The sequence below is a fragment of the Okeania sp. SIO2C2 genome, assembly GCF_010692625.1.
GTDB lineage: Bacteria > Cyanobacteriota > Cyanobacteriia > Cyanobacteriales > Microcoleaceae > Okeania > Okeania hirsuta.
Map to the genome: position 1 here is coordinate 1 of NZ_JAAHGM010000110.1, position 15,119 is coordinate 15,119.

The 15,119-nt window shown below is 37.6% G+C and carries 10 protein-coding genes; 4 read left to right on the forward strand and 6 right to left on the reverse strand.

All coding sequences use genetic code 11. From position 1 onward, the window contains the following. Positions 1–254 precede the first annotated feature (254 nt). A complete protein-coding gene (locus F6K18_RS34800) occupies positions 255–1,025 on the forward strand; it encodes a tRNA-dependent cyclodipeptide synthase (protein ID WP_287527753.1) in 771 nt (256 codons plus the stop codon). Positions 1,026–1,477: 452 nt separating this feature from the next. Then, the gene (locus F6K18_RS34805) at positions 1,478–3,013 is read left to right on the forward strand and encodes a cytochrome P450 (RefSeq protein WP_287527755.1); all 1,536 of its coding nucleotides are present in this window, start codon (positions 1,478–1,480) and stop codon (positions 3,011–3,013) included. Between the two features lie 543 nt (positions 3,014–3,556). Here F6K18_RS34805 and F6K18_RS34810 read toward each other — a convergent pair. From F6K18_RS34810 to F6K18_RS34825, 4 genes are all read right to left on the reverse strand, one after another. Further along, positions 3,557–4,057, reverse strand: coding sequence for a TerB family tellurite resistance protein (locus tag F6K18_RS34810; protein ID WP_287527757.1), 501 nt, complete (start codon positions 4,055–4,057; stop codon positions 3,557–3,559). A gap of 892 nt (positions 4,058–4,949) precedes the next feature. Then, positions 4,950–5,561, reverse strand: coding sequence for a cupin (locus F6K18_RS34815; protein ID WP_287527760.1), 612 nt, complete (start codon positions 5,559–5,561; stop codon positions 4,950–4,952). Positions 5,562–7,071: 1,510 nt separating this feature from the next. Then, positions 7,072–7,221, reverse strand: coding sequence for a hypothetical protein (locus F6K18_RS34820; RefSeq protein WP_287527762.1), 150 nt, complete (start codon positions 7,219–7,221; stop codon positions 7,072–7,074). Between the two features lie 274 nt (positions 7,222–7,495). Next, on the reverse strand, positions 7,496–9,178 hold the full coding sequence (locus F6K18_RS34825; protein ID WP_287527765.1) for an NAD(P)H-quinone oxidoreductase subunit 4: 1,683 nt from the start codon (positions 9,176–9,178) through the stop codon (positions 7,496–7,498). 635 nt (positions 9,179–9,813) lie between these two features. On the opposite strand from F6K18_RS34825, the gene F6K18_RS34830 reads away from it, so the two are divergent. Further along, positions 9,814–10,512, forward strand: a complete 699-nt coding sequence (locus F6K18_RS34830) for a hypothetical protein (protein WP_287527768.1) — start codon at positions 9,814–9,816, stop codon at positions 10,510–10,512. Between the two features lie 1,235 nt (positions 10,513–11,747). Here F6K18_RS34830 and F6K18_RS34835 read toward each other — a convergent pair. Both F6K18_RS34835 and dhaL read right to left on the reverse strand, forming a co-directional pair. Beyond that, positions 11,748–12,869, reverse strand: a complete 1,122-nt coding sequence (locus F6K18_RS34835; protein ID WP_287527771.1) for a retropepsin-like aspartic protease — start codon at positions 12,867–12,869, stop codon at positions 11,748–11,750. Between the two features lie 415 nt (positions 12,870–13,284). Continuing rightward, positions 13,285–13,929, reverse strand: a complete 645-nt coding sequence (gene dhaL, locus F6K18_RS34840; RefSeq protein WP_287527773.1) for a dihydroxyacetone kinase subunit DhaL — start codon at positions 13,927–13,929, stop codon at positions 13,285–13,287. Positions 13,930–14,085: 156 nt separating this feature from the next. On the opposite strand from dhaL, the gene F6K18_RS34845 reads away from it, so the two are divergent. Beyond that, complete coding sequence (locus F6K18_RS34845) at positions 14,086–14,436, forward strand: hypothetical protein (protein ID WP_287527775.1); 351 nt, start codon at positions 14,086–14,088, stop codon at positions 14,434–14,436. The last annotated feature ends 683 nt before the right edge of the window (positions 14,437–15,119 follow it).

A 15,119-nucleotide genomic window follows, 5' to 3' on the forward strand; every position in this document is an offset into this window, starting at 1 on the left:
ACAGGAGGGAAGATGTGGGGAGAGATCATACAAAAAATTCAACACTCCTTCATATGATTTTTCCTCAAAATTGATGCGCGAAAAGACTCTTACACCATAATTATATAGATCTCAAATGGGTTCTATACAGGAAATTTAAGTTTTTTTTTCTTGTTATTAAGCCTTCCTGTCTGTTTCCCGTTCCTTACCTTTGCTATACAATACCGATGCTACCGGACATGATATTACTTGTTTGTTGTCTGATAAAAATGTTTATGGCTTCTTTACCACCGGTTCTAGAGCGATTAAATAACTCTCCAACCTCGGAATTAATTTTTGGGTTGCAATATAAAGCTAAAATTGATTCTGTATATCCTCTCTCAGCTAGGACTAATTTTGAACAATTTGATTCATGTTTTTTAGGAGTAAGTCTTGAGAATAGTAATTTTCAACCAGCAAAGGTCAAAGCCATGGTTGAATGGATTTCCCGGAGGTTTTCCCATTGTCTAGTTTTAGTGGGAGACAGCATTCACCGTATCAATATAGAACTGACGCGATCGCTAAACCCAGAAAATGCACTGGTTGAAGCTCTGGAAATTGGTCGTGCTTTCGTTCAGGAACAGGAACATATTTTTAAGGCATTTGGAGAGCAGACTAAATTCACCTTCGAGACTTGCAGTCAAATTCAGACCTGGGATGATTATACACACTTTCACCAATATCTCCAGATATATTTTAAAAGCAATGCTAAATTCCGCTCGTCAGTTGAAGCATTTAGTCGCAACTATCAGATTAGGCGATATTCAAACCAGAGCGATACCTTGCTCGAGCAGCGCATTCGCCGATCTTGTGACTACTTCTTAGAGGAATTTGCTATTTTCGCCTGTCTTCAAAAGCGTGGGTTTTCGGTCATGGTATACCCAGGAACATTCAGCACCCTAACTGAGATTGTCAACGGAGATTATCCAGATATTTTGGAAGAGATTAAGCAATTAATAATAGTATCTCTCCATTTTAAGAAGCGTTCATTAATTGATAATGGATAATGGATAATTGATAATTACCTCTGGTTAAAACTGCTACGGAATTGAAAATAAGGAAATATTATTTCTTCTCTTGGTCGATTGGATATGGCGAGGAGACCTCGCCATCCCTCGACCGCTTTTTTCCCCTTAAAAGGGGAGGCTTTAAACCATAATTGTTTAATTATTAATAATTAATAATTAATAATTCGGTAACTATGCTATTGATAGCCACTTAACTTGGCGTTGCATAAATGCGCTTGGGATTTTAATAGTTTTGTGTTTTGTGGAATGGGCATCTTGCCCGTTCCTGATATTTGCCCTTAACTTTGATACAATGGAGCTTCCCGAAGGGTGGGATGGCGAGGAAACCTGCGCCATATCCAATGGACAAAGAGAAAATAAAGTTCAATATTTCAAGCCTCTGACTTTAACTAGAGGTACTGATAACTGATAACTGATAACTGATAACTGAAATGACCAATTCAGAACGAACAGAAAATGCTCTCACAAGGACGCCAATGCCACTCTGGCTGCATCTCTGGGGGCGAGTAAACAGATGGGGGGAACGCCTGCTTGGCACTTTTTGGCTATTTCGATATTTTAGCTCTCCTTTCCCCGGCGTACTTGCCCATCATTTCGGCCCAAATCTTTTCCAAGACCACGGAAATGCCTTCCGCCAAGCAACTGTCGATAGAGGAGAACCCACCTCAAACTATTTCCGCACTTCGGGTATCAGCGCTTGTGCTGAGGCGAACGGGGGCGTGTGTTCTTTTCGATTGAATGGAGAGATTGCCATTTACCAGAACAGGAACGTCCCCCTCGTGAAGGACAACGTTCTGGCACCATCTACAGACCCGGTCAGTGGGCTATTCGGTGATTTTGTCGGCACTCTGCCAAACGACCATCCCCTTCGCCCAGGGAAACGAGCTGCGGTGGAGAGTTCCCTTGGCAATCTAAATTTCGTCGCCAAGCTTGAGTCAGCAGTGAGAAAACACGCTGTGGATTACCTCAAAAGTGTGGCGAGTCAAGAAATGCCTCTTGATGACTTTGCACTTTTCCTTGTCGCCCATGTAGACAGCTTCGTTCCCGGAATACTTGACCTTACTCAAACGCCCCTGACAACTTATTTGGCATCAACAGAGTATGGTCGAGTGACGCGGGACTTCATAGATGTTGCCTCGGAGGCGATCGGTAAGGTCAACCCTGCGGCTATGAGCGACTTTGAAACCATTATTCCGTTTGTTCGCCAGCTTCTGACGGACAATTTTGATGCCTTGGAGGCAGCTCCTGACTCGAACCTGATCCGGCGGCACTTCGCTCTCTGGGAGCGATCGCTAACAGTCCCAGAAATCGAGAATCTCGACCCCGCCAAGTTGAAGGAACTCGGTGCTATCATCGTGGCAACTTACGAAACTACTGCCTTGAGTATGTTGTGGCTCCTTGCTTTTTTGGAAACCTCGCCCGATATTAAAGCAAGCGTTGTTACCGAGGCTCGTTCTGGTGGTAATGAGGAAAAACTATCCTTCATCAATAAAGTTGTACTAGAGGCATTGCGCTTAGGTGGTAGCAACCCCACAGCATTATGGCGTCGCACGACAACCCCTTTTGTTCTTGAGCATCAGGGGCGTTCGGTAACAGTTCCGCTGGGCACTATGATGTGGCTCGATCGTCAGCAGGCGAACTCCGATCCGTCGATATTCCCTAATCCGAACCTATTTGACCCAGCAAATATAGATGCCATCTTAAAATCTAATCGCGAAAACCTCTATTCGGTACTTGCACGCAATCGCTATGAGATCAATTCCTTCAGCATGACCAACACTCAGGGAAACCCTCGCAAGTGCCCTGGAAGGATATTCTCGACACAGATACAGTCTATTCTCTTATCGGAGCTTTACAGTCGCTATGAGGTTTCAGCTCAAGGCATTGACCTACAGTTAAAGCACTATAAGACTATGCCCCGACCTGCACAACCAGGAACAATTGTCATCGAACCTCTAGCTGAATAAAGTTTGATATAAAATCAGGTTGAACACTTATTATATAAGCGGATTTGATATCATCCAAAAATTTCAATAACTATAACGTTACAGTTTAGGGTATGATCCCTCATTAGTGAAAAAATCAGAAAACATTACCGTGGTAAACCTGGTTTCTGCCTAATTTGACATCCTCCCGACGCTGACCTGACGGTACAGCGCGGGATTCCTAACCATCGCTGATTAGGCCTTTCTGCTTCAATGCACCAGCCTCCAAGGTCGAGCCTCTTTTCGGTCTTACAGTCGCTCCACAGACTGAAACTGCTAGCCCAGCAGCCATATTTCTAAGTCTAACACACTATTGACGAAACCGCAAAATTGATTGGTTTTCCCATGCGACGCTCCCCTTCGGGAGAGCGCGGGTCTTCAACCAACGTTGAGATAAAATCAGGTTGAACACTTATTATATAACCGGATTCTATATGAGAGGATTTGGATTTACTTATTGGACAAGTAGCTTCAAATCCTCTCTAGCTATTACAGATATGCAATCGCTATAGATATAAGGCAGAATTAAGCTTTTGTTTCAAATAAAGCAATGCGCAGTCGATCTGCTGTATCTTCCATTTCGGCAACCGATTCTAGACTAACAACCACAGTGCTGTCAACGCCTAAAATTTCCGCCGCTTTAGCCACCGCTGCTTTTTCTTTTTCATGGTAGAACCCATCAGCTCGACTCATTTTGATCGCTTGGTACAATAGGGAGTAGCGAAAATTAAGTGGAAAATTAAATTTTATTTGACTCAATAGCTCTTCAAGGTTAGCATTTTTCCAATCGAATTTGCGGAGGATTTCAATATACTCTTGAAATGCTTCCGAGTCTACTGCCACCATTTCCTGTTCGTCAATATACCACTGAAATTCTGCTTCTGCCAGTTGTCCATCCGCTCCAGCGATCGCCAATAACGCGCAGCCACAATTGACTCCCACCTCGAAATCAACTAAAGATTGAGCGGCGATGCCATATTTATGTTGAGCATATTTGCTCAGTGCGACAGTTTTTCCACTGCTCATATTTTCCTCCTTTTATTCTTGGTTTTGAGCAGTTCTAATTTTATAGCATTACGTCTTGTTTAGGACAATAAATTTGGGTTGTCATGGAACAGGGAATAGGGAATAGAAAAATGTCCGCCGTTGGTGAAGCGCGTGTATGATATTAATCTTAATTATTTAGGAAGACCGAGTCAGTCCTCAGGAGGAGAGAGAATTACAAAGATGAGCGTAGTTATGACGATTGAAGAATTTTTTTATGTCCAATAAAACGGATTTGATATGATGCACAACCAGATTAACAAAGGCAAAAAAACTTCATAATTCTTTACTGAATAATTAAGGTTTAAAGGAGAAGCTTTAAAGGAGAAAAAAGACAAATTTTTCCTTTGAGTCAATCCTCTTCTTTTTAAGGAGAGGTAATTATTAATTAGGGTTTGCGTATGGAAAGTCTTTTTATTGGGGTACCAGACAGCTATACTGGAGACAGTAGAGGATAAATGGGAATTATAGAGGAGGTAGGAGCGGGCGTTTTGTCTCTCAATTTTTCTGCCATAATCATCCCAAAATACTAGCTTTATGCAGTTCTTGCCACCGAAAATCTGGTACTTTTTTCAACTCTAAAACGCTAAAAGCAATATCATTCAATACTTTTAGAATTAATCAGCAAGCCCTAATTATTAATTATTAATTGTTGAAAAACAGCCTCTCAGGAGTTTTAATCTCTATATTATTAGACATCTCCAGAAAAGAGGGAACAGGGAATAGGGAATAGGGGAAAATAATTGATAATTTCTGTACGATAATTGATTTTATTTTTGATTTTTGGAGATGTCTATTATTGAAGATACTGTAATAGTTGATGATTTGCTCGAAATTATTGCCAATATATTTTCCTTCTTCCTTATTCCCTAGTTCAGAATTTCTTAGCTGTTTGTGCAACTGGGTCAAACTCAAACCTTTCAGAAGATTTTGTTTCACCATAAAGATTAAAAGTAAATGTAGGTTCATCTCCGATTACTTCTATATTATGAATAGCATTAGAAGTGAAACTAATTAAATCTCCTGGTTGTAATATTTTTTCTCCGACTCTTTCAATTTTATATTTATTTTCTGTGTCAGGACTACGTTTCCAAAATGTATTTTTTTCCTGACCTTTTAATACTGCTACTATTCCCCAAGTACCATGATTATGAATTGTTGAAATTGTGCCAGGCATGAATTTTACTGTTTGTACTGTTAAGGGAAATCCTAACTCGTCGTATAACAAAATAACCGAAGTTCCTGTTTTTTCGCAAGGTTCTGGTTCTTGACTTTGCAGCCAATATGAATTAGTAATAAATTGTCTAACTAAAAGTCTAATTTTCTGTAGAGAACTCGCTTCATCTGTGGCATCTTTTAGAGTATCTTCTAGTTCTGTTAAGAATCTATACAACCGATAATTTTCTCTTAATAATTTCCATTCATTCACAGTTTCACAAGGTTGACATTGACCATCTTCAGTCAAAAACCAATCTCGATTTTTCATCTTGTTTCTCCTCTGGTATTGCTGATGCTTTAGTTAACTATAAGTTGTGAGAATTTACTAAAAATACTTATATATTATATAGCTACAGTTAATACTAGAATTGTAAGAAAATATGAAATTTTTTCTAGTGGGTTGAATTGTAGGTTTTTAGAAGAAAAATTGATATTTTACTGTGATAGATTTTACAAATTTTATGAATAAATTGTTTAAATTTTTAACTGGCGATCGCGAACCATTACGGAATAATGAATAATGAATAATTAATAATTAATAATTAAGAGTTGATAGTTAATAATTATTCATTCAACAATTCAGGTTTCAAGCCTCCACTTTTAAGGGGATAAATTAACGAAGTCAGAAGTCAGAAGTCAGAAGTCAGAAGTTATTTTTGTAACGGGGATTTGAGCAAGGCTCCAAAAATATTACGCCGATCAAGGCGGGGTTTTAGACCCATGTTATTTTGATAAAAAAAAATCCTGTTAGTCAATCCTATCCGTTTTAAGAAGAGGTAATTATTAATTGTTAATTGTTAATTGTTAATTGCTGAAACATCTCCAATAATAAAAAATAAAGTTAATTCTCGTACATAAATCATTAATTATTTCCGCTTACCGAAATATTGTGGTTTAAAGCCTCCCTTTTTAAGGGGATAATACCAATTTGATAAATGTTTGCTACAAATAATTTTCTAGGTGTTAGGTGGTAGGTGCTAGGTTTTAGGTGGATTAGATTATTAGTTATTTACTAGCCAGTTTATTTGTAATATTCTTTTTTAAATTTGGTATAATAAATAAAAATTTTTATGATTAGTCAATCCTCTTCTTTTCAAGGAGAGTTCATTAATGGATAATTGATAATTACCTCTGGTTAAAACCGTTACGGAATTGAATATAAGGAAATATTATTTCTTTTTTTTCCCCGATCAAGGGGAGGCTTTAAACCAGAATTATTTAATTATTAATTAGTTAATTATTCGGTAATTCTAAATTCTAAATTCTAAATTCTAAATTCTAAATTCTTGAATTCCTACTTCCTACTCTCTCTTTTCTGAAGATGTCTATTAGTAGATGCACTATAAGTCAAATTTCAATCCTTGCTAAAAATTTTTGAGTGAGGAGAATTTTAATGCAATTCTAATTCACCTATCTCTTGTTTATCTTCATAAATATATTGGCGAGCCCATACTATTAGATTCGCATTGCAATGGGGGCAAATAAGTGTTTGACTACTGTCTACCCACTCATAATCTTTATCTGTTGGTGGCAACATGAAAGGAAAAGATAGGGCTGGCAGTTTAAATTTATTTTTGCAGTTTGGGCATTTTCTTGTAATTACTTTATTTTTTTTTATTTTTTTTTACTCATTTTATTTTTTTCAATACTTCTACCTAAATTTTACTATTTCTCAAAAATAATACTATACATCAATTTATGAATCCATGAATTGTAGGAGCAAACTGCCGTTTATAGCAGAAGGAAGAAGGAGGAATTCATTAATTGATAATGGATAATTACCTCTCCCTAATACCATTTATCAAAAACTTTTCTACATTTATGACAGAAAAATCACTCTGACAATTTTTCCGACTACCTCCTCTATAATTCCCCGTTCCTCCTGTCTCCTGTCTCCTTTCTCCTACCCCAGCAAAAAGACTTTCCATACGCAAACCCTAATATTAATAAGAAGGAAGAATCTTGTATTGTCTGAGTTTTAAGCTTTTGATCTATCCTAAGTTTTGGTTCGACTGCTATAGCAAACTCCTGGTAGGTGTTTGACAATTAGTGCGAGCATCTTGCTCGCGTCATAAATCATTTTGCAGAAAATTTTGACAAAAAAAAGTAGGGATATTGTATACAACATCCCTACTTTAAACCAACTAAAAGTAATAGTTTGAAACCAAGCTAAAAGCTAAAAGCTAATTGCTAAAAGCTATATTATTTGAAAACACCAGAAACTGATAACACTTCAGATTCAGGCATCTTGGGGAATAATTGTCCTTTTGCAAAGAGTTGAGGATTAGCCTTAGCAAAAGTGTATGATTGACGAACCTGACTATTTACTGCCACTGTTTTCGCATCGTACATCCGAGTTGCCATTTTAGGATATAGACCAATACCAATAATCAAAACCAAGAAACAAGCAGCGATCGCTACTTCTCGTGGTCTGGCATCAGTATAGACAGCATTCGCAGGTAACACACAGTTAGTACCGTAGCAAACTGCTTCATCTAAAATTTCATTTTCATAAGGAGTATCTTTGAGGATACAAGTAGGTGCTTTACCAGTACTGTAGAACATTTGACGCAACATGGAAAGCAGATAAATAGGTGTCAAAATCAAACCTATTGCTGCGAGAAAAACTGTTACAGTGCGGAAAGTCGAACTATAAACATCGCTGCTAGTTACTCCAACGAATACCATCAGTTCGCTAGCAAACCCACTCATTCCAGGAAGTGCTAAAGATGCCATAGCACTAATAGTAAATAGAGCAAATACTTTTGGCATTACTTGACCAAGACCACCCATTTCTTCCAACTTCAGAGTGTGGAGGCGATCGTAAGTTATACCCGCGAGGAAGAATAATACCGCAGCAATTAAACCGTGGGAAATCATCTGTAGTAAAGCACCACTCACACCCAAGTCAGTGAAGGAAGCAATACCTAACAACACAAAACCCATGTGAGCTACAGATGAATAAGCCAAACGGCGCTTCATATTAGACTGTCCGAAAGAGTTCAATCCGCCATAAACAATATTAACGACACCCAGAATTGCCAGAATAGGAGCAAAGTAAACATGAGCGTCAGAGAGCATTTCTAAGTTGAGGCGAATTAATCCATATCCACCCATTTTGAGCAATACACCTGCCAGAACCATTGATACAGGTGAAGAAGCTTCGCCGTGAGCATCAGGTAGCCATGTATGTAGAGGGAAAATGGCTAATTTTACTCCAAAAGCGATTAATAATCCTGCATATAGTAGAAGCTCTAGGGTCAGTGGATAATCTTTCAGACCTAGTTCCACCATGTCGAAGGTAATGTTGCCGCCACCGTATAAGGCCATTCCCAAGGCTGCCACTAGAATAAATATGGAAGCTGCTGCTGTGTAGAGCAAGAATTTTGTTGCAGCGTAGCGACGCTTTTGGCCACCCCAGATGGAAATGAGCAGGTAGACAGGAACTAGCTCTAGTTCCCACATGATAAACAGTAGCATCATGTCTTGGGCTACGAATACTCCTATCTGGGCGGAGTATAGCAGCAGCATTAGAAAGTAAAAAAGACGTGGTTTGTAGTCTACTTGCCACGCTGAGAATATTGAGAGTGTTGTTACCAGGCCAGCTAGAAGTACCAGTGGCATAGATAAACCGTCTACTGATACTGCCCAACTTAGACCTATCTGAGGGAGCCAGGCATATTTTTCTACAAGTTGAAAACCTGAGTTGCTGGCATTGTAGTTATTCCAGAAGGCGTAGCACATCAGTGCAAAATCAGTAACTCCTACGCCAAGAGCGTACCATCTCATGGTTTTTCCGTTTTTATCGGGGATGACGGGGATGAGTAGGGCGGCCAGAAGTGGCAGTAGGACTATGGTGGTCAGCCAGGGAAATTGAGTTGCCATAACAGTGAGAACAAATACTTACCTTTGGTCAATTCAATATTACTAAACTTTGTAAACCTTTGTAAACAAATATTGAAAAAAATATAAATATTTATATCTAATCTTAACATAAGTTAAACTTATAATTGAAGCAGGAGTCAGGATTTTAGGAGTAGTTAGGAGCAGAAATAAATAGGACTTACGCAGATACGCTATATATAGCGCTCAAAACTATTGTCCAATAGTAGTTTTACTCTATAAATAGTGCCTTTGCGTAAGTCCTGATAAATTAAGGTATAAGAAGGGGAAGGAAGAGAAAGTTTTTTGTTTGCCTCAGCACGCGCGGAGTTTGCTCGTGTTATTGAGCGGATATAGTATAAATAGGACTTACGCAGATACGCTATATATAGTACTCATAACTATTGTCCAATAGTTACTGGACTCTATACACAGTGTCTTTGCGTAAGTCCTGATAAAGTTTTGCTAGTGATATAGAACACTTACTCAGGTAATACAATCTGAATAATAGACATCTCCAAAAATACAAAATAAAATCAATTAACGTACATAAATTATCAGTTCTTTCCCCCTATCCCCTGTTCCCTGTTCCCTGTTCCCTGTTCCCTGTTCCCTGTTCCCTCCTATTAATAATTTTGATGTCAGGATTTTCTACTAAAAAACTACTATCAACCGCATTATTTGTGGATTTTGTGGCGATCGCTGCTGTTATCTTCCGGGCAATACTACTGGATAAAGGACCATATCGATATTTTGATGAGGGATCTTTGATTAATTGGTTATCGGGTATTCAGTTATTAATTATTGCTGGAATTAACTGGAAAATTTATCGTTTAAGAATTGGCAGAAAAGAGGTATCTCAGTCTGGAAAGAATTATCAAATACTTTGGCAGTTTTTGACTTTTGGTTTTGTGTTTTGCGCTGTGGATGAACTAATTCAAATCCATGAAAGGTTAGATAAATTTATTCATTGGATCTTTCAAATTCAGGAAACTGCTTTGACTGATAGTATTGACGATCTAATTATTGTGATTTACGGGATTATTGGGTTGTTGGTAATTTACTATTTTCGTCAGGAGTTTTATCAATATCGAGAGGCTTTTAGTTATTTTAAGATTGCTTTGATTTTAGCTTGTTGTTCCATTGCACTTGATTTTTTGACTCAAGGTCAAGAAACATCAAATTTGTTGAATGAAACTCAAGAAATGCAAAGGGAATGGCTCAGGAGTATAGAGGAAATATTTAAAGTTTTTGCTGAAGTATTTTTGATTGCTACTTTTTATAAATGTTTGAGAATTGCTAAAAGATTGAAGAAGGTGGTAGGTGTTAAATCTTAGGTCTGAAGTTAAATCTTGCTTGCTGGGGATGCAACAAAGTTATTCTCAAATTAATTTGTTGGATGAACAGTCTCAAATAGTTCAATAATTAACAATTACTTCTCCTTCAAACTATAGGTTTTAGGTTGTAGATGTTATACCAAATATCAAAAGTATTTCTACATCTCCTTGAGACTAGGGAGTAGGGAGTAGTGTTAAAAAACATAAGATATTTTGGCTTAATGCCAATAATCATTACAAAAATTATTGAACCACTATTATTTAATAACTGAAGTCCCATCGGGAGTATAGCATTATTTTTGGGAATTGGTGTTAGGTTTTAGGTGTTAGGTTTTAGGTCTGAAGTTAAATCTTGCTTGTTGGGAATTTAACAAAGGTATTCTCAAATTAATTGGTTGGATGAACAACCTAACATAGTTCAATAATTAACAATTACCTCTTCTTAAAACTATAGGATTAACTAAAAGATTTTTTTTCTTTTTTATGCTTGCCGCAATGAAGTTTTATATACAGCACATTCCACTTTGGTGAGGTACACCTATCACGGGCAAGATGCCCGCACTTGCATTCATTCAATTGTTAATCTCTGTACTTCATATACTTGGAATCTGCTGTAAAATCTATATAGTTATCGCACTCTCTACTTCCATTCAATGCAGAGATAAAATGCCGGAATTTCCCCAGATAATTCCCACTCTAATCCTTCCTTTTTCATTTATCCCTCTTTTATTATGACTCCTGACTTATACAATAACTAATATGTACTCAAAAAAATAGATATTTCAAGAGTGTCATTTCAGTTATCAGTTATCAGTTATACCAAATCTCACCCATTATTGCTACATCTCCTTGAGAGTAGGGAGTAGGGAGTAGGGTTAAAAGAGATAAGATATCTTGGTTTAATGCCGATGATCGTTATAAAAATTACTAAACGATTATTATTACTTAATAACTGAAGTTCATCGGAAGTATAGCATTAATGCATGGAAATTTGTATTATCAGTTATCAGTTAGCCTCCTATGGTCGAAACTTAGTTAACAGTACCTCTGCAATAAGGAGGCTTGAAATATGGAATATTCTCTTTTTTTTTATCCCCTTAAAAGAGGAGACTTTAGACCAAAATTTTCCGGTAAAAACTATCCGCATTTAGTTAACTAGCTATCAGCTATTAGCTATTAGCCTAAAAATTTGTTAATGGTATCTGTTTGCGGAGCATTCCAGACCGAAACCCTTTTTAAGGAGTTAATAATAAACTTCCATCCGCCGGAAATTTTTCTGGATTTTTTTGATTAAAGCGCCAATATTGCTGATAATTGTTCAAAAAATTTTGCCCTAAAATTCCATCAACTTCTAATAATTTCAATACAGGGGAAGATAAAATCACTGTTTCTAAATTTGTGAGTTGATAATTTCCCATTTTCACTTTAGCTAAAGAGGCATATTCTGCCATTTCTATTCCACAAAAACCTTGCACTCGAATTTCCTGTCTCTCAGCAGCAGAAATATTTAACTGATTAGCTAATTTTTGAGAAATAAAAATACTTTCTGCCCCCGTATCTAACATAAAAATAAACGGACCTTTGCCATTAATTTCTACCTCAGCTAACACCACACCTAACTTCGCTTTAAGTGAAATAGCATCATCAATATTTGTAGTAGGTATTGGAGTAGGAGGCAATAATTTTAATTCTTGAGTTTGAGGATGAATTTCTACATCAAAATTACTCAAAATATCCATTCCTAAAACTCCTGATAATCCATCTGGCATGATAGTAGTAGTAAATTCTAAAACTGTTAACCCTTCTACTTTGACATTATCAATTTTTAACACAGGTAAACTATGCAAATTAGCTTTCATTTCTGGGCATTCATCTCCAGCTACGGCATAGGTTAAAAGTTCTTGCGGTACTGGTTTTCCCATTAAACCTAATTCTTTTACTGTTTCTGTAGCAATAATAGAAGTAGAAGCACCAGTATCTAATAAGAAATTACCCGATCTTTTTCCCAGAGTAGCTGTTACAGTAAAAGCTGTTCCTCCTGCTAAAAATTGAAAAGGGATAGTTGCTTTACCTGTGACTTTTGGGCGGGGTAAATTTAAACCTTCTAATTCTACAATAGCTCCAATTTTTCTGTATTTATAAATAGTATTTTCGACAATTTCAGGACTTACACAAAGTTCTCTATTGTCTCCTATATTTTGTTTAGGTATGTTGCCATATACCCTATTGTATTTCTGATTGGCTATAGCTAAATTTTGCGAAAAAATAATAGGTTTTGATATAACTAAATGGTGGAGAAAAATTGGGCAACTAATAGAGCTGAAAATAATAGCTATAAGACTCCAAAATTTGTTCATAATTGTTAATTAGGGCTTGCTGATTAAATCTAAAAGCATTGATATATAAAGACAAGTACCTTTTTGGGGTCGAATTGCAGTGCCCCTGTTTCAGTCTAAAACGCTCAAAAAGCTAGTATTTTGGACGATTATGGCAGAACAATCTTGGGACAATTCTTACCGAAGAATTAATAATTAAATAATTAAATAATTCAGGTTTAAAACCTCCCCTTTCAAGGGGAAAAAAATCAATTTTTTCCTTTTATTCAATCCTCTTCCTTTTAGGGAGAGGTAATTATCAATTATCAATTATCCATTATCCATTATTGAACCCCTACCTCCTCGCTCATTCCCCGTTCTTCCTGTCTCCTGTCTCCTGTCTCCTGTCTCCTACCCCTACCCCTACCCCTACTAAAAGACTAGTGAAGCGCAAACCCTAATTAATCTGGCGATCGCTTTCTAAAGTATCTAACAAGGTCTTGAGTATGAGATAAGTTGAAGTTGCTCCTGGGTCTTGATGACCGATGCTGCGATCGCCTAAATAACTTGCTCTTCCTTTCTTAGCTAACATCGAAATCGTATTTTTCATCCCCTGTTCAGCAGCATCTACAGCTTGTTTCAAGCTCTCCACTAAACTACAACCATTTCCCGCTGCTTCTGTAAAAGTATCTGCTGCAGGTGACAAAGCATCTAACATGGTTTTGTCTCCCAAGTTAGCTTTACCTCGCTGCACTACTCCCTCAACTGCTGCTACCAATATTTTAGCCATATCTTCTGTTGTTATTTCCGACTTCCCCGCTACTACAGCACTTATTCGCAAAAATAAAGTGCCATATAGAGGTCCGCTAGCACCACCTATAGAAGAGATTAAAGTCATACTCACAGTTTTGAAAATACTGCCGATATCTTTGTTAGTAAAAGTGGGTAGTTGAGTTACGACTTTCTGAAAGCCACGATTCATATTAATGCCATGGTCAGCGTCACCAATGGTGGCATCTAATTCTGTGAGATAATCTTTCTTTTCTTGTAACACTGTTGCTACTGCTTGTAGCCATTGGATAATTTGTTCTTTGTTTAGCATAGTTTAAGAAAAAGTTTTGACAAGGTATAAGTTTATTTTAAATCTATGAGTCCAGACATACCAAGAAAATGTTCAACAATTAATAATTAGGGTTTGCGCTTCACTAGTCTTTTAGTCGGGGTAGGAAACAGGAGACAGGAGAAATGGGAATGAGCGATGAAGCAAAGAAGGGGAAATGTTTTTCCTACTGTTCCCTGTTCCCTGCTATACAATTTATATCATGTCCGGTTGAATACTTACACTTTGGAGCAGGTAAGGCAGCGGGAGCTGGAGGCAGGAGGCAGAAGGGAAGAAAAGGTTAGAAGGGAAAAGGTTTTTTTATCACGCTATTATCCGGACATGATATTATGCCAAATTAATAAATGTTTGCTACAAATAGCTAGGATATTTCTTAGGAGTCAACCCACCCCTAACCCCTCGCAACCCACCCCTAACCCCTCCGGTGGAGGGGAAGTCAGGAGTCAGGAGTCTTATGGGAATGGCTTCAATACCATTTTTCAGGTCTGAAGTCATCTTTTTTGTCAAAAGTAATATTCTGAAAAGTCTTTTTATTTCTCTTACTATTCGTAACATTCTTTTTTAAAATTGGTATTAGCTGAATGCTGAAAGCTAATAGCCGTTCGCTAGTTATCATATAGAATCCGGTTATATATTATATGTTGATAATTCTATAATTATTGCTCTGCTGATTAAATCTAAAAGTCAGGATAGCTGACGGTAATGGAGCTTTTATATTCAGTTTATCTCCTATGTTATTGGCTAGTTTTGCCTCAAGACACTGAAATTTTCTGCTGAAATTCAAGAAAATTCCTTCACATAAAATGGCCGAAACCGTTGCCTGTTCTCCCATAAATCGACCCGTCTGGTGCGTCTGGTGCGTCTGGTGCGTCTGGTGCGTCCCCGTGTCCTACTCCCACCAACCAATTTTTTCAGCAGACCCTAATTACTTGAATATTTAATCTCCCCCACTCCCCCACTCCTCCACTCCCCCACTCCTCCACTCCCTTACTCCCCCACTCCCTTACTCCCCCACTCCCCCACTCCCCCACTTCTTCACTCCCAACTATAGAACCCCTGAGCGTATCTTGATAAATACCAAGTTTTTTTATCTAGGAGTCAGGAGACAGGAGACAGGAGACAGGAGTTCATTAATGGATAATGGATAATTGATAATTGATAATTACCTCTGG

Excerpts from the sequence above, each read along its gene's own strand:
- F6K18_RS34800 (WP_287527753.1), top strand. The coding sequence starts at position 255 with ATGGCTTCTTTACCACCGGTTCTAGAGCGATTAAATAACTCTCCAACC.
- F6K18_RS34805 (WP_287527755.1), top strand. The coding sequence starts at position 1,478 with ATGACCAATTCAGAACGAACAGAAAATGCTCTCACAAGGACGCCAATG.
- F6K18_RS34810 (WP_287527757.1), bottom strand. The coding sequence starts at position 4,057 with ATGAGCAGTGGAAAAACTGTCGCACTGAGCAAATATGCTCAACATAAA.
- F6K18_RS34815 (WP_287527760.1), bottom strand. The coding sequence starts at position 5,561 with ATGAAAAATCGAGATTGGTTTTTGACTGAAGATGGTCAATGTCAACCT.
- F6K18_RS34820 (WP_287527762.1), bottom strand. The coding sequence starts at position 7,221 with ATGGAAAGTCTTTTTGCTGGGGTAGGAGAAAGGAGACAGGAGACAGGA.
- F6K18_RS34825 (WP_287527765.1), bottom strand. The coding sequence starts at position 9,178 with ATGGCAACTCAATTTCCCTGGCTGACCACCATAGTCCTACTGCCACTT.
- F6K18_RS34830 (WP_287527768.1), top strand. The coding sequence starts at position 9,814 with ATGTCAGGATTTTCTACTAAAAAACTACTATCAACCGCATTATTTGTG.
- F6K18_RS34835 (WP_287527771.1), bottom strand. The coding sequence starts at position 12,869 with ATGAACAAATTTTGGAGTCTTATAGCTATTATTTTCAGCTCTATTAGT.
- dhaL (WP_287527773.1), bottom strand. The coding sequence starts at position 13,929 with ATGCTAAACAAAGAACAAATTATCCAATGGCTACAAGCAGTAGCAACA.
- F6K18_RS34845 (WP_287527775.1), top strand. The coding sequence starts at position 14,086 with ATGAAGCAAAGAAGGGGAAATGTTTTTCCTACTGTTCCCTGTTCCCTG.